Source organism: Sporolactobacillus sp. THM19-2 (genome assembly GCF_004153195.1).
Lineage (GTDB): Bacteria > Bacillota > Bacilli > Bacillales > Sporolactobacillaceae > Sporolactobacillus.
This window is the reverse complement of record NZ_SEMC01000006.1, coordinates 89,585-113,489: the sequence shown is the minus strand read 5'-3', so window position 1 is coordinate 113,489 and position 23,905 is coordinate 89,585. Positions and strand designations below refer to the sequence as shown.

Genomic DNA, 23,905 nt, shown 5'->3' with positions numbered 1-23,905 from the left:
ACATGGCTGTCCTCTTTTGGCGTATTCCGTTTTGCCGAAAAAATGATTCAGACCAGTCTTTTTCTGATCTGTGCACTGATAAAATCAATGATCGACACAAAGATAATGATCAGAATCAGCATCATGCCGACCTGTTCCCAGTTTCTCTGCATGGAAGCCAGAATCAGGGGCGTACCGATCCCCCCGGCACCGACAACACCGAGAATCGTCGATGCCCGGACGTCTATTTCATATCGATAAATGGCGAAGGACGAAAATTCCGGAATCACCTGCGGCAGAACACCGAACCACATGATCTGTATTTTATTGGCTCCGTTTGCTTTCAGTGCTTCGATGACCGTCATGTCAATCGATTCGATGACTTCGGAGTACAGTTTTCCGAGCATGCCAATGGAGTGTACGCCTATGGCAAGCACCCCGGCATAGGGACCGATACCGAATGAACCGACAAAGATAATCGCCAGAACAAGTTCCGGGAAGGCCCGGATAGCGTCCAGAAACAATTTGCCGAAATAGGAGAATCTTTTCAGCATATTATTAGCTGCGAGAAAAGCAAAGGGAATCGCGACTACGGCAGCAATCGCCGTCCCGGCATAGGCAATGGCCAGCGTCTGAAACATCAGCAAGGTAAACTCGCCAATGCGCCCCTGCGTCACCGGATCGAAGAACGTACCCCAGAACAGCCGTTTCAGAATACCGGAAGAACTGATCGAAGAACCGTGATAGGTCAGATCGGTCATCGAGAAGGCGATGATATAAAGTACAATCAGCACAAGGGCAACAATACCGAATGTGATTCTGCGTTTGAGATGTTTCGGTTTCTGCACGTCAACATAATTCTCATCCATCAGACCAGTCGCCTCCTCAATTGGTTACTGATCAAGTCGATAATAGCTACGGCAAAGAATGTATAAATAATGATGGTGGAGACATTCGCATAATTAAACAGTGAGAGCTGCTGCTTCAGAATCAGGCCAACCCCTCCGGCGCCAACGAATCCGAGAACAACAGATGCACGGACATTCAGCTCCAGCACATACAGGGTATATGAGGTGAACAGTGGCAGAATCTGAGGCATGGCCCCATACCAGATCACCTGAATGATATTGCCTCCCGTCGCCCGAATGGCTTCAAGCGGATCCGGGTTTATCGCTTCTATCGTCTCGCTGATCATTTTTGCCAGAATTCCGAATGAGAACACACATAATGCACCGATGCCGGAAAGGGGACCGAGTCCGATCAAAGCGACAAACAATACCGCCAGAATCAAATCCGGAATTGTTCGAATAATATTCAGAAAAAAACGTGTGATCTGATACAGCCATTTGTTCCGATTAATATTTCGGGAGGCCAGAAAACTGAACGGAAGAACAACAAGTGCTGAAAATGTTGTCGCCAGCAGGGCCATGTTCCATGTTTCGATCAGGCGTTCAATAGCCCGGGAAGTATAGCCCCAGTCCGGCGGAATCAGATCGTGACTGATAAACTGAATCACATAAGGAAGTCCCGAGAAAAACTTAACCGGTGAGGATCCGGATACACGGGCGGACAAGGCATACAGTGCAATGACAATGACAACAATGGCCGTCAGTATCCATTTTCCTCTCGCCGGCATAAGTGGAATTTTTACTGACTTTTGTTGAGAGTTCTGCGGCATTTAATTCACACTCCCGCGACGCATGTCGTTATCCTTTATCTTACGACCATAAATTTCTTCGAATGTGGTTTCAGAAACCGTGTCGACCGATCCGTCAAAAACAATTTCACCGTTTCTCATGCCGACGATCCGGTCTGCATACTCCATCGCCATATCAATAAAGTGAAGATTAACAATGGTCGTAATCCCGTCTTCCTGATTAATACGCTTCAAATCGCGCATGACCACATGGGAGGTCGGCGGGTCAAGACTTGCGACCGGCTCATCTGCAAGGATGATATTCGCCTGCTGTGTCAATGCACGGGCAATGCTCACCCGCTGCTGCTGGCCCCCGCTCAGTTCATCCGCCCGTGAGTAGGCCTTCTCAGCGATACCAATTCGCTTCAGACTGTTAAACGCCAGCTCCCTGTCTTTCTGTGAAAACAGCCCGAACATACTGCGTATCGTTCCGGTGTAACCCAGGCGTCCGGTCAGTACGTTTCGCAAAACCGACATCCGATTGACCAGATTGTAGTTCTGAAAAATCATGCCGATATTTTTTCTCAGATGCTTCAGTTCATGTTCCCTGTACCTGAGTGTATTTTTCCCATTAATGAGCAGTTCGCCTTCCGTTGGTTTCACAAGCTGATTAATGCAGCGCACCAGGGTTGATTTTCCTGCTCCGGATAAGCCGACAACAACCACAAATTCACCGGAATCAATTTTCAGATTGACATGATTCAATCCTCTGTGTCCGTTTGGATAGGTCAGCGAAATATTGCGAAATTCAATCATGTACATTCCCCTTTTTTATCTTGCTGATTACCGTTCTGCCCATACATTGGCAAAGGTGTACCTTCATCCTTCCTGATCCCTGGCCATCTCTCTTTATGTACTGATTATATTGAAAAAAGAGGGGAGCACCGACTCCCCTCTTTTTTCTGAAGCCCTGCTGATTATTCGAGCTTGTCTTTGAATCGCTCATATACTGTGCGAACAATATCGTAATCTTTATCGGTTGCTTCCGCAACGCCGTCCCAGGAATAGACATCGTTCATCACTTTCAAAGCCTCTTTATCGTCATTGATTGACATAAATGCGTTCTTAATTTTCGTTTTCCATTCTTCAGGCATATCTTTACTTACAGAAACACCATCATTAGGAATTTTATCTGTATAGCCAATGACTTTGAGCTTGTCCATAACATCCGGAGCATCTTTTTTGACAACGGTTCTTGCATCTTCAAAAGTGGTTGCAAAATCAGCCTGACCATTGTAAACGGCAAGAACTGCGCTGTCGTGTCCGCCGGCCGCCTGCTGAGTATAGAAGGTTTCCAGATTTTTAACACCCTTGTCCATCAAAAGTGAACCCGGGAACAGATAACCGGATGTTGACAGTGGATCCGGATATGCCCATTTCAGGCCTTTGGTTTTTGCAATATCATCAACGGATTTGAGTTTAGAATTGGCAGGGACAACAAACTGTGCACGATAAGTATCCGATCCCAGACGAATCGCTTTGACAAGAACTTCTGCATTGGCACGGTCGGCCGCCTGAACATAACCGAAAGGATTCGTAAAGCCGATATCGATGGTGCCACTTCTCATACCTTCAACAAGGCCGGAGAAATCGGTCATGACCTGTGCTTTAACCGGCACGCCCAGTTTTTTCGACAGATAATCCGAAAGCGGCTTAACCGTGTCGGCAATCTGGTCAGCTTCCTGTGATGGAACAAACCCCATAGTCAATTCTTTGATTTCTTTTTTGTTTCCGTTTGATCCTGAGTCCCCTGACGCTGAATCGTTATTGCCGCAGGCCGCAAGCAGAAAAACAAGGGCACACGCCATCATGACTGCCAGTATTTTCTTCACTTCATCTTCCCCCCAAGGAATATGTGTTAATTTTGACAAGCTTCTTTTTCATTATATACTAATCATTCTTACGTTTCGACTGTGTTTTGTTATTTTATTAATGTTTATTTTTAGATATCCGCGCATAAAAAAAGCTTCCTGATCAGAAGCTTTTCCGTGATTATTCTGTTCATTTGTCAGTCGATGGTGTCGCATAGCCCTCAGGGTGACTGCTGTGCCAGGCCCAGGCATCTGCCAGAATCTCCAGAATATTTGTATGTTCCGGTTTCCAGCCGAGGGTTTTCTTTGCCTTATCTGATGAAGCAATGAGTGTACTCGGATCACCCGCGCGGCGCGGAGCCACTTCTGCAGGAATCGGCTTCCCGGTAACGTCCCGTGCCGCCCGAATGATGTCTTTTACTGAGAAGCCTTCGTTTGAACCCAGATTGAAAACATCACTCTTTCCGCCATGGATCAGATAACTGAGTGCAAGCCGGTGGGCAGCAATCAGATCTTCAATGTGAACGTAGTCACGAAGACAGGTTCCATCTTTTGTCGGGTAATCATCACCGAAAATCAGGATTTTTCCCCGCTTACCGGCAGCTACCTGAAGCACGATCGGGATCAGATGCGTTTCCGGGTGGTGATCCTCTCCGATGTTCCCTGATTTGGCGGCGCCGGCGACATTAAAGTAGCGTAAAGCGACATAGCGCATGCCGTACGCGCGGTCACACCACTTCATCATCTTTTCCATGGTCAGCTTCGTTTCACCGTACGGGTTCGTCGGCTGCGTCGGCATATCCTCGGTAATCGGTACCTTTTTCGGCTCCCCGTAAGTCGCTGCTGTTGAAGAGAACACAATGTACTTTACATGATTTTCATGCATCACTTCAAGCAGAATCTGCATGCCGTATACATTGTTATTAAAATATTTCAGCGGCTTTTCCACGGACTCACCAACGAGTGAATTGGCAGCAAAGTGGATCACGCCCTGAATGGACTCCCTTTTGAACACGGAATCGAGGAATGCCTTGTCGCGGATATCACCCTCATAGAATTTTGCCTGCGGGTGCAGTGCTTCCCTGTGCCCGGTCTGCAGATTGTCGACAACAACCACATCTTCTCCTGCATCAATCAGCTGATGAACCGCGTGTGATCCGATATAACCGGCACCGCCTAATACTAAAATCGACATGAACTGATACCTCCCGTATGTACAAAACCTTCTTTATTATACTTCAAGTCCATCTTATATTTTGTGTAAAAAATGTCAGAAAAAATAAGAAAGTTATCGTTTGATAAATTGCAGATTAATCGATGACTGAAGGGCCCGTTCAACGTGTTTCTTGTGCTTTTGCGCAGCCTGTTCTTCAAAGTAGGCATCATCATGGTAAAACGCCGAAAAATGGAGCTTTTTCTTCGCTGTCTGCTGCACGGTGACTTCATCAACGACGTGTTGTCTTGTCCGGTCAAAATCGTGAGCAAGCCGCAGAACCGCTCCCAGCGTTTCATACATTTTCAACTCATTTTTACTCACTATTTTCGCAAAGGGCGCGGCAAAGTCAAGCAGTTTTGAACGATTCTTGAAAGAAGCAATCAGGGCAACAGCCAGTCTGTCGGGGTGACTGATGCCGTTAATATTAATATTGGTAAGCAGATAGAATGTATGGGCGCTGCTGGACTCATTATTTACATATTCGCCTAAATAGGCCAGATCGGCGCTGTGCGAGAGCAGCCAGGCCGACCGTTTCTCCGGAAATGACCGGTTGATAAATGGAAGGACGCCGTCAAAGATCTGAAAGGCCAGTTTTTTGACATAGTTTGTATGATGATAATCCAGATTAAAGTTCCGTCTTAAATGGCGAATACTTTCATTAAGGACATAAGGAATCCGGTCCATCCCCCGCTGCCTGAGCATCCACTCATAGAAGACGCCTTCCCTGAGCCCTTCACCGCTCAGAATGAACTGACCCCCCCGGTTCAGTTTCACCAGCATATTAATGACTGCAGAGGCCGGAAGAATGATGTCCGCTCTGTCTTTGGAAAGCCCGTCCATCGATTCCCGCTCGCTCAGGGACATCGATGCGAGTTCGTGAGTCAGGTGGTTCAGCCGGGCCCGCGGAAGGGTGTACTGGTGCAGGCCCACCATCGGATAATGCTGCTGCATCTGATCGATCCGCGCCAGATTGCGGGCGGTTCCGCCGATACCAATAACCGGAAGATCCTGATTGATCAGCCATTCATAAGCGGAGAACGTCTTCTTCAGAAAATCTTCCAGCTTATCCCGCGCTTTCGGATCCCCTCCAGCGTAATAAGTCTTATAAAGGGTAACTGCCCCAAAGGCGAATGAATGGGCATGGATCATCTCCCGGTTGCGAAAGACAGTCACTTCCGTACTGCCGCCGCCAATATCGATTGAAATCCCGTTTTCGATATACGTTGAATTAATAACGGCATAATACCCGTAATAAGCCTCTTTCAATCCGGAAAGCAGGCGGATCGTGAGACCTGTGCGCTCTTTAACCCGGGCAAATACCTGATCCCGATTCTTCGCCTTTCGCATGGCGGCAGTTGCCACTGCATCAATAGCTGTTATGTTTTTCTCTCTGGAAATGATGGATCGAAACCGTTGAAGAACCGTTAACAGAATGGAAATACCGGTTTCACTTAATTGATCATGTGCATCTATGTAGTTGCTCAGTCTGGCTACTGCTTTAAAATTCAGCAGCTCTTCAAAAAAATAATGCTTATCTATGCCGATGACTACCAGCCGGATGGAGTTCGAACCAATGTCAATCATGACATGTTTCTGTACGATCTCCATAAACTCCCTCCTTTTCACTCCCTTAAAAGTATAGCGCATTCGGAAGTTTTGTGCCGCTCACAATGGATGAAGGATTAATGCGAACGTTCGGCAGAAGTTTCTTCCTGCTTCCCGGCAGATGCGTCAGCCTGATCATCCTTTCCTTTTGTCGTCTGTGTTTTTTTCATTTTATCGGGATAAAGAGGAAGCGCGACCTCGCGTTTTGTCAGCTCATTTTCAATCGCACGAACCATCTGTCTGATCACGGCCACCCGCGCATACCATTTGCTGTTGGCAGGAATGATATGCCAGGGGGCGAAGCTGTTGTCTGTTTTCGCAAACATCTCTTCCGCCGCAATTTGGTAATCCTTCCACTTCGCCCGGTTACGCCAGTCCTCTTCAGTGATCTTCCAGCGCTTTAATGGATTCGCCTGTCTTTCCCGGAAACGCTTCAGCTGTTCATCATTACTGATATGGAGCCAGAACTTTTCAATAATATAGTGATCATCGGTCAGCAGTTTTTCAAAACAGTTGATTTCATCATAGGCCCGCTGCCATTCCTCTTCCTTTGCAAATCCTTCAACACGTTCAACGAGCACCCGTCCGTACCAGGAGCGGTCAAAGATGGCGATTTGCCCGTATTGAGGAATTTTTCGCCAGAATCGCTGCAGATAATGATATCTTTTCTCATGGGGTGCCGGAGCAGCAATGGAAGACACCCGCACCCCTCTGGGATCAAGATTGGCAACGGCCCGTTTAATGGCTCCGCCTTTGCCCGCGGCATCCCATCCTTCAAATACAAAAATGACTGCTATGCCACGCGCGACAAGGACATGCTGCAGCGTCAGCAGTCTCAGCTGATACTTCCTGAGTTTCTTTTCATATTTCTTTTTATTCTTCATTGTTTTTGTCAGATCAACATGATCCAGACGGGTTTCCTTCACCATTTTTCAACTCCTTTTCATTTCTTTACATCGTTTATCCTTTATCATTTGAAGCATTTCATCCATCTGACGCTCAATCCTCCGCTGTATGTCCGGATCAGCCAGAGGATTTTCAGCCCGTTTATCCACTTTCCTGTCTAAAAGATAGACGCCGGAGAGCGTTTTCCCCTTCATAAATGCGAGGACCGGTTTCAGGGCAAAGTCCAGTGCCATGAAATGTTTCTCCGTCCCCCCGATCATCAGCGGAAGAACCGGCTTTCTTCCGAATACATCTCTGGGCAATAGATCAAGCAATGCTTTTAATATGCCCGTCATAAAAAGATTGTACACGGGAGAAGCAATAACATAGCCGTCCGCCTCAGACAGCGCTTCCAGCATCGCGCGAAGTGGCTCCCCGCGATAATCCGGCTGAAAAAACTGCTCCGGGGGAAGATCACGTACCGAAAAGGTGCTGACCTTGACGCCCCGTTTTTCAAACTGTTTTCCTATATACTCAAGGACCGCATCGGATCGGGAGTCGGATGCCGGGCTTCCCGAGATCATGACCATTTTATCCATTAATTTTCTGCCTCCATTCAACCCTGCCTCATCAGGCGGTTCACAGTCAGATTATGAATAAATCCGGATTCTGTTGCCACAGGCATATTTCATCTTCTGAAGGCCACACTAATCACGACGGTTCGTCCGTCCAAACTATAACAGAAAGCTGTGAATCACCTTGGCGGAAAAAAAACATTCAGAAGAAAAGCACAACTCCAACGGTCTTGCATCCCGTGCATTCAGCGAAGAATTTGCTCAGCCCATGGATGAACATTCTGTCGAAGAGCGGGAACGCGCGCAGCGTACCGGCGACGAATATGGCTCTGATTCCAAAAAAGAGCACAGCGAAAAGAAATAATTTAAGAAAAAGGATCTGCGGCATGCTCCGCGGATCCTTTTTTATCCCGCATTAACAGTAAGACGCCCACCTCAGGGTACGGGTTCAACTGACAATCCGTGGGGGATGAAGAAAATCCCACTGTCTGACGTTTCACTTTATTCAGGATGCAAACCCATGGAAACCTGGTAAACCTGACTTAAGTATAGCAGAAATGGAACATCGATCGGCATGATCTGCTTCTCAATTTTTGAACGAATGGATCGGCGATGGAATACGCCCGCCCCGTGCAATGAAATCTGATGAGGAATATGGGCTGACGGCCATAACCGGTGCATGACCGAGCAGACCGCCGAACACCACCTGATCCCCGACTTTCTTTCCCGGGGCGGGAATGACACGTACGGCCGTCGTCTTATTATTGATCACACCGATTGCCGCTTCATCCGCTATCATCGCTGAAATGGTCTCAGACGGCGTATCACCGGGAATCGCGATCATATCCAGACCGACTGAGCAGACCGCCGTCATCGCTTCAAGTTTGGACAGACTCAGCGATCCCTTCTCCACCGCCTCAATCATGCCGGCGTCTTCCGAAACAGGTATGAAGGCCCCACTGAGCCCGCCGACATGACTGCAGGCCATCACGCCGCCCTTTTTCACCGCATCATTTAATAAGGCAAGAGCCGCCGTCGTACCATGTGTGCCGGCAGATTCAAGTCCCATCTCTTCAAGAATACGGGCAACAGAATCACCAACAGCCGGAGTCGGTGCAAGCGACAGATCAACAATACCGGCTGGAACGCCCAGCCGCTGCGAGGCCTCATGCCCGACAAGCTGCCCCATCCTTGTAATTTTGAAGGCAATTTTCTTCACCGTCTCGGAAACGACATCAAATGGCTTTCCTTTAACCTTCTCAAGTGCCCGTTTCACAACACCTGGTCCGCTGACGCCGACATTCAGGATGCATTCTGCTTCGCCGACACCATGAAAGGCACCGGCCATAAAAGGATTATCCTCGACAGCATTGGCAAATATGACCAGTTTTGCACAGCCCAGACCCTGATCATCCGCTGTTCGTTCAGCCGTCTTTTTCACAACCCGTCCCATTTCAGCGACCGCATCCATATTAATACCGGCTTTTGTCGAACCCACGTTAACTGAAGAGCAGACCCGCCCGGTTTCAGCCAGGGCTTCAGGAATGGAGGCAATCAGCTTACGATCCCCTGAAGTACAGCCCTTCTGCACCAGTGCACTGAATCCGCCGATAAAATTAACACCTGTTGTTTCAGCTGCTGCATCCAGCGTTTTCGCAAAAGCTGTATAATCCTGATCCTGCGATGCACCGGCAACGATGGACACCGGGGTCACTGAAATCCGTTTATGAATGATCGGGATGCCAAACTCATTTTCAATATCCTCACCTGTACGCACCAGGTTTTCAGCCAGGCGGGTAATCTTGTCGTAGATCTTATCCCGTGCCCGTTTTCCATCACTGTCTATACAGTCCAGTAATGAGATGCCCATCGTAATCGTCCGGATATCAAGCTGTTCTTCCTCGATCATCCGGATGGTCTCTAATATCTGTTTTGTTTCCATTTTCTCTGAAAACCTCCGTATGCATTATAAGCTGTGCATTGATGTAAAAATTTCTTCCCGCTGGACCTTAATCTGAACGTTTAATTCAGTACCCTTTTCTGTCATCGCCTTTTTGATATCACCAAAATGTTCTCCGGCCTCTGTCAGGTCAAGAATCATCATCATCGTGAAATAGCCGTTCATAATCGTCTGCGACACGTCAAGTATATTCACATGTAAGTCGGCCAGTTTACCACTGACTCCGGCTATAATTCCCACCTTATCCTTACCGATAACCGTTAAAATTGCTTTCACCTTCGACACTCCCTGTCTGATCTTTTTATCTGCCTGAACCCGGCGACTGAGCATTGACAAAAACGCTTTATTTATATAAGATTATAACTGTCTTTTAAACGAAAATCAGAATATGCGGGTGTAGTTTAATGGTAAAATTAGAGCTTCCCAAGCTCTCGTCGTGGGTTCGATTCCCATCACCCGCTTCACTTACCAGGGAACGGAGATCTGTCCGTTCCCTTTCATTTTCCCTTTTTTCGCTTCCGTTCAGATGCTCGTGACCTTACCGAACGATTTCAGGTGATCAATCCGGTTATAGTCAACAATGTCCCATGAATCACCCTGTGAGCGAATATGGCTGATGCACGTATTAAACAATTTGGTTTTTCCTGTGCCTATCTCTCCGCTTGAAAGCGTGGCAAGGATTACATTAATCAGTCCGCCATGAGCAACCAGGAGAACAGATTCATCCTGATACCTGCCGCGAATCTGATCCAGACCGGCCATCACACGTTTCTGAATTGAGCTGAATGGCTCCATGCCCGGGATATGTCCATCGGGAAAATGGCTATCTCTTTCATTTACTGTCATTCCAGATGCCCGTCCATAATCCTTCTCAATAAAATTACTGTTGACAAACAGTGGTAAATGGCCGACATAGTGGTTACAAATCAACGCCGTTTCTTTTGCCCTTAACAGCGGGCTGGAATATACGGCCGAAAATGTCGAACCCCTCAGGTACCTGCCGACGATCATCGCCTGCTGCTCGCCCCTCTCATTCAGTGGGATATCCTCCCGTCCCTGCAGTTTTCCCATCGCGTTCCAGTCTGTTTCGCCATGCCTTACGAGGCATATTGCCGTCATCGTTCATCCTCCATCTGTCTGTTACCTGAACACAGCTCAGAAAGCCTCTGTTTTCTGAGCCTGTGCTACAGATATTTTTTGATTTTTTGACCCGTTAAAAACATTATAACGAAAATATACCGTCCGTGTTTCATACAAAAAGAAACTTTTTTTATTGATCAGAGATTCGTCCCGCAGGTCAGCCTGCTGATCCACAAAGCTGCGCGATATGATAGCGAAGCAGCGACACCATCGTTTCCGGAGTGAGCCGGTCCGGGCGCAATAAGCCATGTACCGCCAGACCATCCAGAAGGGCATACAGTCTTTCAGTTTCCAGCCGGCGGTTGATAGCCCGGCTGATCAGCCCGGAGCCGGAAAGCCGGTCGATGACTATCGAACAGGCTAAACGCAGTTTATCATCCATTTCATCACATAAAGATCTGAAAACCGGACGATGGATCACTCCGGCCGTAAACGCATACCACACCTCCATTTCCAGCCGTTGTTCCTTATTAAGGGGTAAAAACTGACTTAAAAGCTGGACGGATCGTTCTACCGGTGTACCGGAAAAGGTAAGCTTCTGAAAACGTCCTTCAATCCTGTCTATGACCAGCTTCATGGAAAATAACAGCAGATCTTCCTGGCTGTTGAAATAGTGGCGCATCGCTCCCGCAGATAAGCCGGCTTCATGAGAAACTTTTCGGACCGTTGCGCCTGATATACCCTCATTTCTGATTGTACGCCAGCAGGCTTCTGCTACTTTTTGTTTTCTTTGATCATGATCTACTTTTTTTGGCATATCCAAAGTATAACATGGTTGATTTAAATCATACAGTTGTGTTAAAATGTTTTAACACATTTGTGTTAAATTAAACAGCGGGGAGAAAATGGTATATGATTTATTGGTTTATCATCGCGGATGAGATCAGTTTCTGGTTATTCATTTTACTTGGATTAATCACCCGATACATTATGAAGAAAGAAAAACTCAGCCTTTTCTTTTTTATTTCCACGCCCTTTCTGGATCTTCTTCTTCTGATACTGACTTTTTTCGATCTCAGAAGCGGTCATCCTGCCAGTTTCGCTCACGCTCTGGCAGCCATATATATTGGTGTCAGTATCGCCTTTGGTTCGCAGATGGTCAAGTGGGCTGATGTCCGTTTTGCCCATCACTTTGCCGGTGGGCCCGCGCCGGCAAAGAAACCGAAGTTCGGAAAAGCACATGCCAGATGGGAAAGACAGGGCTGGTACCGTCATTTGCTGGCCTGGTTCATTGGGTCAGGACTGATGCTCGTCGTTTATTTCCTGTCCGGGCATCCCGATCAGAATGAAGTGCTTTTTAAAACCGCCCGTCTGTGGCTGATTATCCTCGCTGCCGATTTTATTATCAGTTTCAGTTATACCCTGTTCCCGAAAAAAGACGCGCAAAAATCCACATGGTGAAAAAGCGTCTGCCAACTGGCGAATCGAGCGGCGCCAGTGTTCATTTGTTCTGATCCTTTTCCTGCGAAAAATTTTGATATAAAAAAGCCGGTCACCCACAATAAAGGGACCGGCGATATTTTTGAATGACAGGATAAGAGCAGCTCCGGATCAGCAGCCTGGCTGACTCAGTCAGGCTTTCTATCTTTGTCCCTTAATATAAGGTACCCCGTCCGCCTTCGGTGCTTCCGCCCGGCCGACAAATCCGGTCAGAACGATCAGAGTCAGCACATAAGGCGCGGTCAGCATGATCACCGACGGCAGCTGATCAAGATATGGAATCTGCTGGCTGGTGATGCTCAGCGCCTGTGCAAATCCGAAGAACAGAGAAGCGCCCATTGCCCCTATCGGATGCCATTTCCCGAAAACCATCGCAGCCAGTGCCAGGAAGCCCTGACCGGCAATCGTCGACACATTATAGTTGGAGGTAATAGTGACCAGGTAAACCGCACCGCCGATCCCGCCGAATAGACCACTTAACATCACACCCATATACCGCATCTTCGTGACATTAATCCCCAGCGTATCGGCAGCAGCCGGGTGTTCACCTACTGAACGCAGTCTGAGCCCAAACGCCGTTTTATAGATGATATACCAGACCACAAACGCAGCCAGTATGGCCAGATAGGACGTATAGGTCACTTGCTGGAAGAAAATCGGACCGATGAAGGGAATATCCTTCAGCACGGGGATACTGATTTTATCAATGTTGTTTTCAATATACGGTGTCTGTCCCTTCCCGCTGAAGATCATCTTAACAAGAAAAATGGTCAATCCGGCTGCCAGAAAGTTCAGTGCCACACCACTGACCGTCTGATCTGCCCGAAAGCTGATCGAGGCCACCGCATGAATCAGGGAGAACAGCCCGCCGGCGATGCCGGCAATAAGAATGGCGAGCCAGGGAGATGCAGCCCCTGCTCCCGCCTGCTCAAGACCAAGCGTGCAGACAGCTGCCGTAAAAGCACCAATGGCCATCAGGCCTTCCAGACCAATATTAACGACACCTGACCGCTCTGAAAAAACACCTCCGAGCGCAGTAAAAATCAGAGGGGCTGCTGTCAGTAAAGTGGAAGGAATGATAATCGTCAACACTTCAAAGAAACTCATTATTTATTCCCCCTTTCTGCAAACCGCAGCCAGATCCACTTTATGACATAACTGGAACCGACAAAGAAGATGATCAGAGCAATAATGATTTGAATGAGTTCAATAGGAACACCGGCAACAGACTGCATCGTCATGCCTCCGGTCTGCAGGCCGGCAAACAGTGCACCGGACAGGACAACGCCGACCGGTGTGTTTAAACCGAGAAGCGCAACGGCAATGCCATTAAAACCAATGCCGGTAAATGCCGAATTTATCGTCATATATTGATAAGTACCAAGGCCTTCCATGGCTCCGCCAAGCCCGGCAAATAATCCGGACAGCGTCAGAGACAGAATGATATTTCTGCCCACGTTCATCCCGGCATATTTTGATGCATCCTGGCTAAAGCCGACCGATCGCAGTTCATACCCTTTAGTCGTCTTCCACAGGATGAACCACATGGCGAAGACGGCAAGTATCACAACGATAAATCCCCAGTGCAGCCGTGAACCCTGTGTCAGGTTAGCCAGCATCGGTGAGGCCAGTGAAGCTGTTTCGGGAATCGTCGGTGTCCGTTCACCTTCTGTATACAGGAAATTCTTGATGATATAAGCCGTTGTATATAAGGCAATGTAATTCATCATGATCGTCGAGATGACTTCATGGACCTTGAACCGGGCCTTCAAAAGTCCGGGGATAAACCCCCAGAAACCTCCGGCAACTCCGCCGGCAATAATGCTCAGCGGCAGCAGAATGAATTTCGGCAGACCATCAAGAAGGATCGCGCAGGCAACAGAAGCCAGCCAGCCGGCCATCAGCTGCCCCTCAACACCGATATTAAACAAACCGGTCCGGAAAGCGAAGGCTACGGCAATACCGGCCAGAACAAGCGGAATCATTGCCCTTATGGTTTCACCGCTATAGTATGGCTGGAGAAAAATCGATTCAATGATGGACTGATAGGCAAGAATCGGATCGTAGCCGGCTATCAGCATAATGACTGCACCGCAGATCAGGCCAAGTATAACGGATAAAATCGGAATCATCACCGTCATCCAGTTTATTTTCCTCAGCCATCTGTTCATGACCTGCCCACCTCACTCTTACGTCCGGCCATCAGAAGGCCCAGCTGTTTTTCATCTGTTTCTTCAGGATTGACGATATCAATAATACGGCCTTCATAAATGACGGCAATACGGTCACTCAAATGAAGAATCTCATCCAGTTCAAATGAAACCAGTAAAACTGCCTTTCCTTTTTTCCTCTCTTCGAGCAATTTACCATGAATAAACTCAATCGCGCCGATATCGAGCCCACGGGTCGGCTGCGCAGCAATCAGCAGTTGCGGGCTTCGGTCCACTTCACGTGCCACAATGACCTTCTGCTGATTCCCGCCGGAAAGCGAACGGGCAAGCGTTTTAGCATCAGGCGTCCGGATATCGTATTCTTTAATTAATTGCCTGGCTTTCTTTGAAATCACTTTATTTTTCAGAATGCCCCTTTTCGCGTAAGGCTCTTTGTAATAAGTCTGCAAGGCAAGATTCTCTCTGACCGTGAAGTCCAGGACAAGACCGTGTTTCTGCCTGTCCTCCGGGATAAAACCAAGCCCTGCCTCAATAATCCGGCGTGTCTTCTGATTTGTGACATCCTGTCCGTTGATACGGATCGTGCCGCCGTGCGTTTTTCTCAGGCCGGCGATGGCTTCAACCAGCTCCTCCTGTCCGTTCCCGTCAACACCGGCAATGCCCAGAATTTCACCGCCATGAACAGTCAGGTTGAGGTCGTTCACTGCTTTGACTTTTCTTGAATCCAGAACGTTCAGGTGATGAATCTCCAGCACCTTTTCTTTTGGCTCGTATGGGGAATCATTAAGCTGAACATTCACTTTGCGCCCAACCATCATATTCGCCAGATCACTCGGGTTGGTCTCATCCATATTGACCGTGTCGATGACTTTCCCCCGGCGGATGACCGTGCAGCGGTCACAGGCTTCAAAAATTTCTTTCAGCTTGTGGGTAATCAGAATAATTGATTTCCCTTCCCGAACGAGCCGTTTCATGATCGCAATCAGTTCTTCAATTTCAATCGGAGTCAGAACGGCTGTCGGTTCATCAAAGATCAGGATGTCCGATCCGCGATACAGGGTCTTCAGAATTTCGACGCGTTGCTGCATACCGACTGTGATATCTTCGACCTTTTTCAACGGGTCGACGTCAAGCCCGTACTTTTCCGATAATGCGCGGACAATTTTAACTGCTTTAGCAAGGTCAAGCCGTCCGTGTTTTTTGGGTTCCTTTCCGAGAATGATATTTTCAGCAACCGTAAACTTTTCAATCAGCATAAAGTGCTGGTGAACCATACCGATACCAAGACGGTTCGCATCATTCGGATCGCTTATTTTTACTTTCTTTCCGTGGACATAAATCTCGCCTTCGTCCGGCTGATTAAGCCCAAACAGGATATTCATCAGCGTGGATTTTCCCGCCCCATTTTCGCCGAACAGAGCGTGGATCTCTCCTTCTTTGACCTGGAGGGTGACGTCGTCATTGGCCACAATCCCCGGAAAAACTTTTCGGATATGTTTCATTTCAATCGCGCAGGGCATCCTTGTCCCCCCTCTCAGATTATGTACATGATGCACGCATGCGTCCGTCATCGTTTCAAACTGTTTTCAGGCAGGGCATCCCATTTGCAAAAAAGCAGCGAACAACAGCAGAAACCAGCTGCTATTTTCACTGTTTTTTTTTACCCATCATTATAAATGATGGATGGGGTAAACCACCCGCCCCATCCATCAAAGACTGCCTTTCTTACTTCAGACCGGATTCAAAGGTCTTGTATTCAGCATCAGTGGCGGGAACTTTAATATCTCCATTGATAATTTTCTTTTTGTAGTCTTTTACGGCATTCAGTGCTTTTTCAGAGACATTGTCCGTTGTTGGGGCAATACCCACACCATCTTCCTTCAGGCCGTATGCAAGAACTTCGCCGCCCGGGAAGTTGCCTTTAAGTGCTTTGGCTGATACGTCATAAATCGCCTTGTCGACACGTTTAACCATGGAAGTCAGCGTGACATTTTCAGGCATACCCTGATCATGCTGATCCTTGTCGACACCAATGACCCAAACCTTTTTACCTTCTTTTTTCAGGTTCTTTGCTTCCGTGAAGACCCCGTTACCTGTGTCACCGGCAGAAGCATAGATAATGTCCGCACCCTTGGTATAGAGTGTCTGGGCAATAGCACGGCCTTTGTCCGGTGCATTAAAGGCTCCGGCATACTGAGCGTAAACTTCCGCCTCAGGATTTACCGATTTTACGCCGGCCTTGAAGCCATTTTCAAATTTCTTGATCAGTTCGGAATTAATTCCACCGATAAAGCCGACTTTATTTGTTTTTGTCGTCAGACCTGCGACAACACCAACAAGGAAGGACCCCTGCTGTTCCTGGAATGTAATGCTTGCTACATTTTTCAGAGGCTTGTTGTTCTTATCTACAGCAACAGCATCAATGAGACCGAGCTGTGCTTTCGGATTCTGCGCAGCAATTTTCTGAATATCATTCTGCATCAGGAATCCGATCCCGTACACAACATTGAAGTTCTGGTGTACCATCTGATTCAGATTTGGTGAATAATCAGATGGCTGGCTGGATTGCAGATATTTAATATCTGTTCCAACCTTCAGATCATTGTCCTTGCCGAATCTCTGCAGACCTTCCCATGAAGTCTGGTTGAAGGACTTGTCGTCTACTCCGCCCGTATCCGTAACCATTCCGACCTTGAAGTTTGCTTTATCTGAAGATCCGGAACTACTCGTGCCGGCGTTATTTCCGCATCCGGCGAGGACAGTCGCGAGAACGACGATGCAGGCAATAACAATTGCCATTCTCTGTTTCAACACAAAAAAACCCCCTGTTATGTTTTATCACGATCCACAAATTTAACTATAGCCTATCCAAATGAAAAAATAAACATAAAAAATATGTAAAAACGTAAATTAAACAAAAAATACAAAATAATGTTCGTCTTTTCAATAACCCGGATCTTGTAATGGCTTACAAGGCTGCCCTCTTCCCTGCAGAATAAGAACAGAAGAAAACCGGGTTCTCTTATACATCTCTGATTTAATAGTATAATAGAAAGAAAAAACAAGAGCGAGGGATAAATCATGGAACATTTGCTGTTTATTGAGACAGGTGTCGGGATTGATGTCCATGGTCAGAGTGTGACAACTGCCTCAGTCCGTGCCGTTATTGATGCCATTCACAGAAATTCACTGCCGGGAATTACTGCTCTTCTCCCGGAAAATGATCTGAACAATATGAAAGTCCATATCCGGCTGGCTGTCCCGCTTGACAAGGACAAGCTCGATCTGGAAAAAGTGAAGGCGGAAATCCCCTACGGAACAGTCACTGTCACGGTCATGGACGGGGGTATGGCTGCGCCGAGCGGCATTTTTCTGAAAGAAAAGAACGATAAGAATGATCTGATGTATATCGTTAATGCCTCGGTAGAAGTCGGTTATTGACCCGTTTCCGATATTTACCATTAACACACCGCATCCGGCAGAACCTTTTCCGAATGCGGTGTTTCCCGTCTTATTTCAGAAATTTTCTCAGTAAAAACACCATACCCAAAGTGAAAACAGAAAAGATCAGAACGAGAGCATTAAGGGTATACGCCGGTTTGAAACGGGTACCCTGCCCGGAAATTTCATATACGCCAAACGGGCGAACAGAGAGATAGCCACCTCCCCCGCCACCACTGGCCCGATCAGGAGCCGTATCCTGTTCACCGTACAGCCCGCCGCCTCCTCCGCCGGTCACCCGCACGCGTGCCACGGGAATGACCTTTTTATCATCCAGCTGGACGGGTTCACCAAAAACCGCAGTGACGTTTTCTCCTTTAACGGTATTCAGAAGCCTGTCGGTAAAAGACCCGGTCACCTGTTTATCTGACTGACGATCCTGAACCTTCTCCATAGTATGGTTCCTCCTTTTTTCCGTAACAGCATGCTGCGATTTATCCCACATGAACGGATATGTCCTGTGCACCCGAAAGGCCCCAATTGATTGAAGTTTCACTTTATTATGACTGAAAAACATCTTGCTCGCTGCAGTGAAAACGCTGATACAGTTTTTCCCGGTGCGCACGGACCAGATCTTCAAGGCTCAGGTCATACAGATTGGCAAGGATGACCAGATTGCTCAGCACATCGCCCATCTCTTCAGCCAAATTCTGCCTGATCTCTTCCTTTGATTTTCGCGCCTCTTCCGGATGATGATCCCTGCCAATTTCACAAGTACGGACAGCACGTGAGACTTCACCAACCTCTTCCATCAGAAAACCAACTCTGATATAGGGCGGCAGATCGCGCCATCCCTGTCTGCTGTAAAACTTCTTTTCCCATTCCTGCACATCACGTAAATCCACACATGATGCCTCCTGTACGACCCTATCGACTTTCTTATAGTTTAACACGTGAAAAACCCCGAAGCTATTTATATATGAAAGAAGCAGCTGTAACTGCTAAACTAAAAGCAACAGATTCTGCTAAATAGATTTGTTATCAACGATTCCGATGACAAACCGTCGAAACTTGCTGACGTTTCCCTTTGAAACTTTTAATAAATATACAGTACTCTGCAAGGAAAACCAATAAATTACTAATTCCAAACGTTAAAAGCGTAAAGGACCTTATTAATATTAACGAGCCAAGGATTAGAAACAAAGCTAAATCCCTAAAAAAAACAATTATATTGACAAAACTCCCCTTCTCTAAACTAAAGAAATAAGCTACCATTTGACGTTCAAATAGGAAAATAAATAAATATATCATATAAATAATTGAAAAGAATAAATTATCGCCTTTTAAATCAAGAAAATAAATTAAAATTAAATTATAGAAAAAAAGAATGGCAAAGTATAATGGATATATCATTTTATTTGTTCTGATATTCTTGGAACTTGAATATATAATCCATTCAAAAAAGCAATATGGAAATAATGCTAAAGGTTGATAATATCTTTGTAGAGAAAAATATACCGATGAAGATTTTATACTTAAAAATGCCATAAATAAACTAATGATTATCTCTAATGTTGATGAAGAAAATAACTTTTCCAGTGAATTCAAAGAAGCATTTTTTATGAACTTACGAATATTCATAGCTTTATTTGATAAATATTTGTGGCTCATCAAATAACTGAAATAAAAGATGGCAGTCAGTGCGTCTGATAAAGTTGAAGCTAAGCCGCAGGCAATAACCGGGCTTTCAAAAAGTTTACTCTTGAGTAAAATACCATCGAGCACTATATTAAAAAGTACGGCTAAAGCACTAAAAATTATTGATTTTTCAGGTTTTCCCTTCCCTCTTAATATTCCAGTAAATAGGTAGATGAAGGACGTTGGTATAATTGATATGGAGATAGACGTAAAATAGTCGATACATGCTCTTTTTAAACTAATATTATGTATAAAAAAGAAAGCCCTATCACCAATTAATAAAGATAGGATCATCAGAACAAAGGAAAAAGCAAGACAAAATGTTGATATGTTTTTAAAATTCAGATTTTCATTTTTAGCCAGTGTCCGATTGGTTTCAATACTTAAACCTATAACGAGTGTGCTAATTATTGAAAAAGGAATATATCCAATGCCTATTGCTGATAAGTAGAAATTAGAATAAGGGGTTAAATATAAAAAATCCACAATTGAAAGAAGTGAATTTACCATCATTCCTATCCAGATAGGGATGATAAAATGCATACTTTCTTTCATTTTGTTACCATCTTCTTTTTCATGACTATAGGACAATATGGATCAGGACCGTATAGATTTCCATAAACGCCAAATGCTCTGCATCTACAACCGCCGCAAAAGTTTAAGTATTTGCAAGTTTTACATTCACCAATAAGATATTTTTTGGATCTTATCTTATTCAAAATCATATTATTACCCCAAGTATTTCTTAACACATCGCTTTTTTTAGAATTAAAAATATTCCCCAAAACAACATCATCACATGCAGTACAGCCTAAAATATCACCATTAGATTTTACATGCATTGCCACAGATCCAAAAGTGCAACTTCCATTTTCATTTCTTTCTATTGATTCTTTATACGTATTGAAATCATATAAAAATAAAGTAACTTCACTGCCCCATATTTTAAACTTTTTACTTATAAGATTTTTATTGTCTATCACTTGTTTCCAAATTTTTCTTAAGGCGTTATAACTTAAAGTTGCTTTTCCACGTCCATTTGGCTTAACAGTAGCTACGGAAATATCCTCAGCACCTAAATAATGGGCTAACTTTATAGTTCTATCGACATCTTTATAATTAATTTCGTTTACTGTCATGTTTATGCAGAAATTAATGTTATTTTTCTTTAAGTAAGAAATGAAATTCATTGTTCTTTGAAAAGACTTAGGCCCTCTAATTAAATTATGTGTTTTTTCATTATAACTATCAATGGATATTATAAAATGTTTAAAATAAATGCTTTCTTCACATAGTTCAATTATTTTTCGATTTATAATCGTCCCATTAGTATTAACTGAGAATTTGTGTTTATCTTTTATTGTCTCTTTAACAATTTCATATAAGTATTTCGATAAAAATGGTTACCCCCCTGTAAGCGCAATATCAGGCCTTTTTTTTTAAAGCATTTATTTGCATTAGAAATTGTTTATCCTGAATTATTCACGAACTAATCTATCCACGAGCTAGAACCTTGCCCAACAAGGGACAGACAATTTTCTTATTTTCACCCATTAGGTGAAAAAAGTTAATGAAAAAGGAACCATTCCTTTGTATGATAATAGGGGTCTATACCAATAACATACAAGGAGGTTTCAGCCAATCCAAGAGACTCAGAAGATCATCTGTCAGAGTGAGAAATGTCCGCACCTCTTTCCCTTCAGGCGTAAGGACACAGGCGACCACATTCTTCTAATGCACATCCAAACCGCAGCAGTGTGATTGGACAACGTCCATTCGTTTTCTCCCTCTCTGGCTGTATGTATGAAGGGCTGGTGCAACAATCCTTTTGAGTAATCTATCCTGCGTGCTTCCATAAAGGAGCAACATTCGGTGGTGCACCGAGTCGTTGGGGTCTGTTTAAATCTCGGGCTCGAAACACCATAGAGTAACCGACCTCCCTTCGCCAGCCACTCTAATACTTCGACACGCACCCATTTTTATCCTTCAGGCTGGTGCCACGTTAGGAGCATAGCGGTCTAAATAGATACAGAGCTATAGAATGAAACACCGAAGCACAATTTTCAAAGAGAAAAGTGTTCAATATTAATTAGCAAAAAGTGTTCAAAACTACCCGGTGGTTACAGCAGCATCTTTCATGTGTCTTTACACCTGATATTTTTCTATTTATAATAGGGTCAAGGTTAAGTTCACATGATAAGAAAAGCGCCCGGATATTTCCGGATAACGCAATTATAGAATCCAGGGGGATAATATGTCAGCAACTACACATAACGACGTTTTTACGGGATCCGTGAACCGGCAATCGGAAAGAAAGCTACTTGGCGTGGCCGGGCTGGCCTGGCTGTTCGATGCCATGGATGTAGGAATGATTTCATTTATTATGGTTGCGATTGGAAAAGACTGGAGCCTTGACGCCTCACAGCTGGGCTGGATCGGGTCTGTCGGATCCATCGGTATGGCTGTCGGGGCCTTCATCTTCGGTATGCTGGCTGATCGGATTGGAAGAAAAAATGTACTGATCCTGACCCTGCTTCTGTTTTCCGTTGGAGCGGGACTGTCCGCTCTCGCCACGGGGATCGGCATCTTCCTGATTCTCCGTTTCTTCATCGGTACAGGGCTGGGCGGTGAGCTTCCTGTTGCTTCAACACTTGTCTCGGAAAGTGTACCGACCGAAAAACGCGGACGCACTGTCGTGCTGCTCGAAAGTTTTTGGGCTGTCGGCTGGATTGCCGCTGCGCTTGTTTCCTATTTCATCATCCCGGATTACGGCTGGCGGGTTGCCCTCATTATCGGTGCGATTCCCGCATTTTATGCCATTTATCTGAGGTGGAATATCCATGATTCCACAAAATTTGCAGCAAAAAAGAATGAGAAACAGAACCCGTTCAGAAATATTGCTGAAATCTGGTCAAAGCCTTATGCCAGACGGACGGTTATGCTATGGATTCTCTGGTTCAGCGTGGTATTCTCCTATTACGGGATGTTTCTCTGGCTGCCGAGTGTTGTTGAAGCGAAGGGATTCAGTATGGTCAGAAGTTTCCTGTATGTCCTCGTGATGACGATCGCACAGCTGCCCGGTTATTTTACAGCGGCCTGGCTGATCGAAAAATGGGGCAGAAAAGCTGTTCTGATCGTTTATCTGCTTGGCACAGCTGTTTTTGCTTATTTCCTCGGTATTGCAGAATCCCTTCCAATGATTATGGTTTCCGGCATTCTGCTGTCCTTCTTTAACCTGGGGGCCTGGGGAGCTCTTTATGCCTATTCTCCGGAACAATATCCGACCCTCATCCGCGGTACCGGTACCGGTATGGCTGCCGCTTTCGGGCGAATCGGCGGTATTTTCGGTCCGTTAATGGTCGGATATCTTCTCGTCCGTCAGGTATCCATTGGCGTCATCTTTACGATTTTCTGTGCCTCCATCGTCGTTGGGATTCTGGCGGTACTGTTTCTCGGAAAAGAAACAAAGAATAAAGAACTGGCCTGATCCCATTACATCGGACAAAAGTCAAGTCTCCCGTCACCGGGAGACTTTTTTATTCCTGATTTTTTTAAGTTTCAGGATCAGGAAGGGGATATAGAGGATGTGAAAAACCAGCAGCATCACGCCTTCCATCGACAGCAGATACCATGGCCACGGCCCGAGAAAATCCAGAAGAGAAGCGGACGGCTTATGCATCAGATACAGATAATTGGCACCTGTCATCCGGTTAAAAAAGAAAATGATTATGCCGTATACGTTAACCAGAAAGAAGGTTATCCAGATCCATCGATAAACCGGGCGATAGCCTTTTATCAGAATCAACAGCAGGCAGGCCGCAATCATTCCCGCATGCGCCGTAAAAAATTCAATATAACGGAAATGAGGGAAAGTATATGCCCCCAGATCCGGAGTCAGCAGTGCCTGCAGCGAACTGCCGATGCCTGCGAAATAGAGAAAGTAAAACAGCCGGCGGCTCCCGCTGATCAGCATCACAGCAGCAAGGATGACCGCCAGATCACTTAACTCTATGGGAAGAGACGATTGAAGCGACCATTTTCCGAATGAGAGGGTCCAGATCTGAAAGCTTATTTCAGTCAGTAGAAGGATCGCGGCAAGAACGATTCTCACCGCAGAACTTCCCTGAGACTTCCTGATCCGCAGCGTCAAAAGACACAGGCTAATGATGAGCAAGCCCGCAATTCCAAGTGTCGTCACATGTTCAACTGAAAAAAGGTTGAATGATTGTTTTTCCTCTACAGGATTCAGATACTGACCCATGAGTCCACACTCCGATCACACTCATGA

At 45.8% G+C, this 23,905-nt stretch carries 25 protein-coding genes, 1 tRNA gene and 2 pseudogenes; 5 read left to right on the top strand and 23 right to left on the bottom strand.

Translation table 11 applies throughout. The features are described 5' to 3' along the window. Window positions 1-47: 47 nt before the first annotated feature. The 8 genes from phnE (EWH91_RS07320) to ssuE all read right to left on the bottom strand — a co-directional run bounded on the left by phnE (EWH91_RS07320) (window position 48) and on the right by ssuE (window position 7,791). The gene (gene phnE / locus EWH91_RS07320) at window positions 48-848 is read right to left on the bottom strand and encodes a phosphonate ABC transporter, permease protein PhnE (RefSeq protein ID WP_129929385.1); all 801 of its coding nucleotides are present in this window, start codon (window positions 846-848) and stop codon (window positions 48-50) included. Continuing rightward, window positions 848-1,657 (bottom strand): phosphonate ABC transporter, permease protein PhnE, encoded by an 810-nt coding sequence (gene phnE, locus EWH91_RS07315; protein WP_129929384.1) that lies wholly within the window; start codon window positions 1,655-1,657, stop codon window positions 848-850. The genes phnE (EWH91_RS07320) and phnE (EWH91_RS07315) overlap by 1 nt, the downstream gene beginning before the upstream one ends. Next, on the bottom strand, window positions 1,658-2,431 hold the full coding sequence (gene phnC, locus EWH91_RS07310) for a phosphonate ABC transporter ATP-binding protein (RefSeq protein ID WP_129929383.1): 774 nt from the start codon (window positions 2,429-2,431) through the stop codon (window positions 1,658-1,660). 161 nt (window positions 2,432-2,592) lie between these two features. After that, window positions 2,593-3,507, bottom strand: a complete 915-nt coding sequence (gene phnD, locus EWH91_RS07305; protein ID WP_129929382.1) for a phosphate/phosphite/phosphonate ABC transporter substrate-binding protein — start codon at window positions 3,505-3,507, stop codon at window positions 2,593-2,595. A 169-nt stretch (window positions 3,508-3,676) separates the two neighbouring features. Continuing rightward, window positions 3,677-4,681 carry a UDP-glucose 4-epimerase GalE gene (galE, locus tag EWH91_RS07300; protein WP_129929381.1) on the bottom strand — a complete coding sequence of 335 codons (1,005 nt, stop codon included), beginning with the start codon at window positions 4,679-4,681 and terminating at the stop codon, window positions 3,677-3,679. Window positions 4,682-4,774: 93 nt separating this feature from the next. Beyond that, window positions 4,775-6,310, bottom strand: coding sequence for a Ppx/GppA phosphatase family protein (locus tag EWH91_RS07295; protein ID WP_129929380.1), 1,536 nt, complete (start codon window positions 6,308-6,310; stop codon window positions 4,775-4,777). A 74-nt stretch (window positions 6,311-6,384) separates the two neighbouring features. Further along, window positions 6,385-7,233: a polyphosphate kinase 2 family protein gene (locus EWH91_RS07290; RefSeq protein ID WP_483315828.1), complete on the bottom strand. Its 849-nt coding sequence runs from the start codon at window positions 7,231-7,233 to the stop codon at window positions 6,385-6,387. A 6-nt stretch (window positions 7,234-7,239) separates the two neighbouring features. Further along, the gene (gene ssuE, locus EWH91_RS07285) at window positions 7,240-7,791 is read right to left on the bottom strand and encodes an NADPH-dependent FMN reductase (RefSeq protein WP_129929378.1); all 552 of its coding nucleotides are present in this window, start codon (window positions 7,789-7,791) and stop codon (window positions 7,240-7,242) included. 160 nt (window positions 7,792-7,951) lie between these two features. Between ssuE and EWH91_RS07280 the strand changes: the two genes are divergently transcribed. Further along, complete coding sequence (locus EWH91_RS07280; RefSeq protein ID WP_129929377.1) at window positions 7,952-8,131, top strand: hypothetical protein; 180 nt, start codon at window positions 7,952-7,954, stop codon at window positions 8,129-8,131. 222 nt (window positions 8,132-8,353) lie between these two features. Here EWH91_RS07280 and EWH91_RS07275 read toward each other — a convergent pair whose 3' ends face one another. Then, a complete protein-coding gene (locus EWH91_RS07275) occupies window positions 8,354-9,709 on the bottom strand; it encodes a PFL family protein (RefSeq protein WP_129929376.1) in 1,356 nt (451 codons plus the stop codon). 24 nt (window positions 9,710-9,733) lie between these two features. Continuing rightward, window positions 9,734-10,003 carry an ACT domain-containing protein gene (locus EWH91_RS07270; protein WP_129929375.1) on the bottom strand — a complete coding sequence of 90 codons (270 nt, stop codon included), beginning with the start codon at window positions 10,001-10,003 and terminating at the stop codon, window positions 9,734-9,736. A 114-nt stretch (window positions 10,004-10,117) separates the two neighbouring features. Here EWH91_RS07270 and EWH91_RS07265 point away from each other — a divergent pair. After that, window positions 10,118-10,188: transfer RNA gene (locus EWH91_RS07265), tRNA-Gly, on the top strand. 61 nt (window positions 10,189-10,249) lie between these two features. Here the strand turns inward: EWH91_RS07265 and EWH91_RS07260 are convergent. Both EWH91_RS07260 and EWH91_RS07255 read right to left on the bottom strand, forming a co-directional pair. Then, complete coding sequence (locus tag EWH91_RS07260; protein WP_129929374.1) at window positions 10,250-10,846, bottom strand: histidine phosphatase family protein; 597 nt, start codon at window positions 10,844-10,846, stop codon at window positions 10,250-10,252. Window positions 10,847-11,024: 178 nt separating this feature from the next. Then, entirely contained in the window at window positions 11,025-11,624 is a 600-nt protein-coding gene (locus tag EWH91_RS07255) for a TetR/AcrR family transcriptional regulator (protein ID WP_129929373.1), read from the bottom strand. Between the two features lie 95 nt (window positions 11,625-11,719). Between EWH91_RS07255 and EWH91_RS07250 the strand changes: the two genes are divergently transcribed. Then, window positions 11,720-12,268 (top strand): hypothetical protein, encoded by a 549-nt coding sequence (locus EWH91_RS07250; protein WP_129929372.1) that lies wholly within the window; start codon window positions 11,720-11,722, stop codon window positions 12,266-12,268. Window positions 12,269-12,448: 180 nt separating this feature from the next. Here the strand turns inward: EWH91_RS07250 and EWH91_RS07245 are convergent, their stop codons facing one another. From EWH91_RS07245 to EWH91_RS07230, 4 genes are all read right to left on the bottom strand, one after another. After that, complete coding sequence (locus EWH91_RS07245; RefSeq protein ID WP_129929371.1) at window positions 12,449-13,414, bottom strand: ABC transporter permease; 966 nt, start codon at window positions 13,412-13,414, stop codon at window positions 12,449-12,451. Next, window positions 13,414-14,478: an ABC transporter permease gene (locus EWH91_RS07240; RefSeq protein WP_129929370.1), complete on the bottom strand. Its 1,065-nt coding sequence runs from the start codon at window positions 14,476-14,478 to the stop codon at window positions 13,414-13,416. Before EWH91_RS07240 ends, EWH91_RS07245 begins: the two co-directional genes overlap by 1 nt. Continuing rightward, entirely contained in the window at window positions 14,475-15,998 is a 1,524-nt protein-coding gene (locus EWH91_RS07235) for an ABC transporter ATP-binding protein (RefSeq protein ID WP_129929369.1), read from the bottom strand. Before EWH91_RS07235 ends, EWH91_RS07240 begins: the two co-directional genes overlap by 4 nt. 205 nt (window positions 15,999-16,203) lie before the next feature. Further along, a complete protein-coding gene (locus EWH91_RS07230) occupies window positions 16,204-17,292 on the bottom strand; it encodes a BMP family lipoprotein (RefSeq protein ID WP_129929368.1) in 1,089 nt (362 codons plus the stop codon). Between the two features lie 267 nt (window positions 17,293-17,559). On the opposite strand from EWH91_RS07230, the gene EWH91_RS07225 reads away from it, so the two are divergent. Further along, entirely contained in the window at window positions 17,560-17,919 is a 360-nt protein-coding gene (locus EWH91_RS07225; protein WP_129929367.1) for a Lin0512 family protein, read from the top strand. Between the two features lie 70 nt (window positions 17,920-17,989). Here EWH91_RS07225 and EWH91_RS07220 read toward each other — a convergent pair whose 3' ends face one another. The 6 genes and pseudogenes from EWH91_RS07220 to EWH91_RS14745 form a co-directional block, all read right to left on the bottom strand. Beyond that, a complete protein-coding gene (locus EWH91_RS07220) occupies window positions 17,990-18,373 on the bottom strand; it encodes a spore germination protein GerW family protein (RefSeq protein WP_165364268.1) in 384 nt (127 codons plus the stop codon). Between the two features lie 106 nt (window positions 18,374-18,479). Then, window positions 18,480-18,824 carry a MazG nucleotide pyrophosphohydrolase domain-containing protein gene (locus EWH91_RS07215; protein WP_129929365.1) on the bottom strand — a complete coding sequence of 115 codons (345 nt, stop codon included), beginning with the start codon at window positions 18,822-18,824 and terminating at the stop codon, window positions 18,480-18,482. A gap of 136 nt (window positions 18,825-18,960) precedes the next feature. Further along, the gene (locus EWH91_RS07210) at window positions 18,961-20,172 is read right to left on the bottom strand and encodes a hypothetical protein (protein WP_129929364.1); all 1,212 of its coding nucleotides are present in this window, start codon (window positions 20,170-20,172) and stop codon (window positions 18,961-18,963) included. Next, the gene (locus EWH91_RS14915; protein ID WP_326407552.1) at window positions 20,169-20,600 is read right to left on the bottom strand and encodes an SPASM domain-containing protein; all 432 of its coding nucleotides are present in this window, start codon (window positions 20,598-20,600) and stop codon (window positions 20,169-20,171) included. Before EWH91_RS14915 ends, EWH91_RS07210 begins: the two co-directional genes overlap by 4 nt. 114 nt (window positions 20,601-20,714) lie before the next feature. Beyond that, window positions 20,715-21,008, bottom strand: a pseudogene (locus EWH91_RS14910) (radical SAM protein); the annotation flags it as partial. Window positions 21,009-21,249: 241 nt separating this feature from the next. Then, window positions 21,250-21,393: pseudogene (locus EWH91_RS14745) on the bottom strand (IS110 family transposase); the annotation flags it as partial. Window positions 21,394-21,871: 478 nt separating this feature from the next. On the opposite strand from EWH91_RS14745, the gene EWH91_RS07195 reads away from it, so the two are divergent. Then, the gene (locus EWH91_RS07195) at window positions 21,872-23,104 is read left to right on the top strand and encodes an MFS transporter (RefSeq protein WP_129929363.1); all 1,233 of its coding nucleotides are present in this window, start codon (window positions 21,872-21,874) and stop codon (window positions 23,102-23,104) included. 33 nt (window positions 23,105-23,137) lie between these two features. On the opposite strand, the gene EWH91_RS07190 is transcribed toward EWH91_RS07195, so the two are convergent. Beyond that, window positions 23,138-23,878 (bottom strand): YwaF family protein, encoded by a 741-nt coding sequence (locus EWH91_RS07190; RefSeq protein WP_129929362.1) that lies wholly within the window; start codon window positions 23,876-23,878, stop codon window positions 23,138-23,140. Window positions 23,879-23,905: the final 27 nt, after the last annotated feature.

Excerpts from the sequence above, each read along its gene's own strand:
- EWH91_RS07225 (WP_129929367.1), top strand. The coding sequence starts at position 17,560 with ATGGAACATTTGCTGTTTATTGAGACAGGTGTCGGGATTGATGTCCAT.
- EWH91_RS07295 (WP_129929380.1), bottom strand. The coding sequence starts at position 6,310 with ATGGAGATCGTACAGAAACATGTCATGATTGACATTGGTTCGAACTCC.
- ssuE (WP_129929378.1), bottom strand. The coding sequence starts at position 7,791 with ATGGATAAAATGGTCATGATCTCGGGAAGCCCGGCATCCGACTCCCGA.
- EWH91_RS07240 (WP_129929370.1), bottom strand. The coding sequence starts at position 14,478 with ATGAACAGATGGCTGAGGAAAATAAACTGGATGACGGTGATGATTCCG.
- EWH91_RS07190 (WP_129929362.1), bottom strand. The coding sequence starts at position 23,878 with ATGGGTCAGTATCTGAATCCTGTAGAGGAAAAACAATCATTCAACCTT.
- EWH91_RS07250 (WP_129929372.1), top strand. The coding sequence starts at position 11,720 with ATGATTTATTGGTTTATCATCGCGGATGAGATCAGTTTCTGGTTATTC.
- EWH91_RS07220 (WP_165364268.1), bottom strand. The coding sequence starts at position 18,373 with ATGGAGAAGGTTCAGGATCGTCAGTCAGATAAACAGGTGACCGGGTCT.
- EWH91_RS07275 (WP_129929376.1), bottom strand. The coding sequence starts at position 9,709 with ATGGAAACAAAACAGATATTAGAGACCATCCGGATGATCGAGGAAGAA.
- galE (WP_129929381.1), bottom strand. The coding sequence starts at position 4,681 with ATGTCGATTTTAGTATTAGGCGGTGCCGGTTATATCGGATCACACGCG.
- phnC (WP_129929383.1), bottom strand. The coding sequence starts at position 2,431 with ATGATTGAATTTCGCAATATTTCGCTGACCTATCCAAACGGACACAGA.
- EWH91_RS07245 (WP_129929371.1), bottom strand. The coding sequence starts at position 13,414 with ATGAGTTTCTTTGAAGTGTTGACGATTATCATTCCTTCCACTTTACTG.
- EWH91_RS07210 (WP_129929364.1), bottom strand. The coding sequence starts at position 20,172 with ATGAAAGAAAGTATGCATTTTATCATCCCTATCTGGATAGGAATGATG.
- phnE (WP_129929385.1), bottom strand. The coding sequence starts at position 848 with ATGGATGAGAATTATGTTGACGTGCAGAAACCGAAACATCTCAAACGC.
- phnE (WP_129929384.1), bottom strand. The coding sequence starts at position 1,657 with ATGCCGCAGAACTCTCAACAAAAGTCAGTAAAAATTCCACTTATGCCG.
- EWH91_RS07235 (WP_129929369.1), bottom strand. The coding sequence starts at position 15,998 with ATGCCCTGCGCGATTGAAATGAAACATATCCGAAAAGTTTTTCCGGGG.
- EWH91_RS07195 (WP_129929363.1), top strand. The coding sequence starts at position 21,872 with ATGTCAGCAACTACACATAACGACGTTTTTACGGGATCCGTGAACCGG.
- EWH91_RS07260 (WP_129929374.1), bottom strand. The coding sequence starts at position 10,846 with ATGACGGCAATATGCCTCGTAAGGCATGGCGAAACAGACTGGAACGCG.
- EWH91_RS07255 (WP_129929373.1), bottom strand. The coding sequence starts at position 11,624 with ATGCCAAAAAAAGTAGATCATGATCAAAGAAAACAAAAAGTAGCAGAA.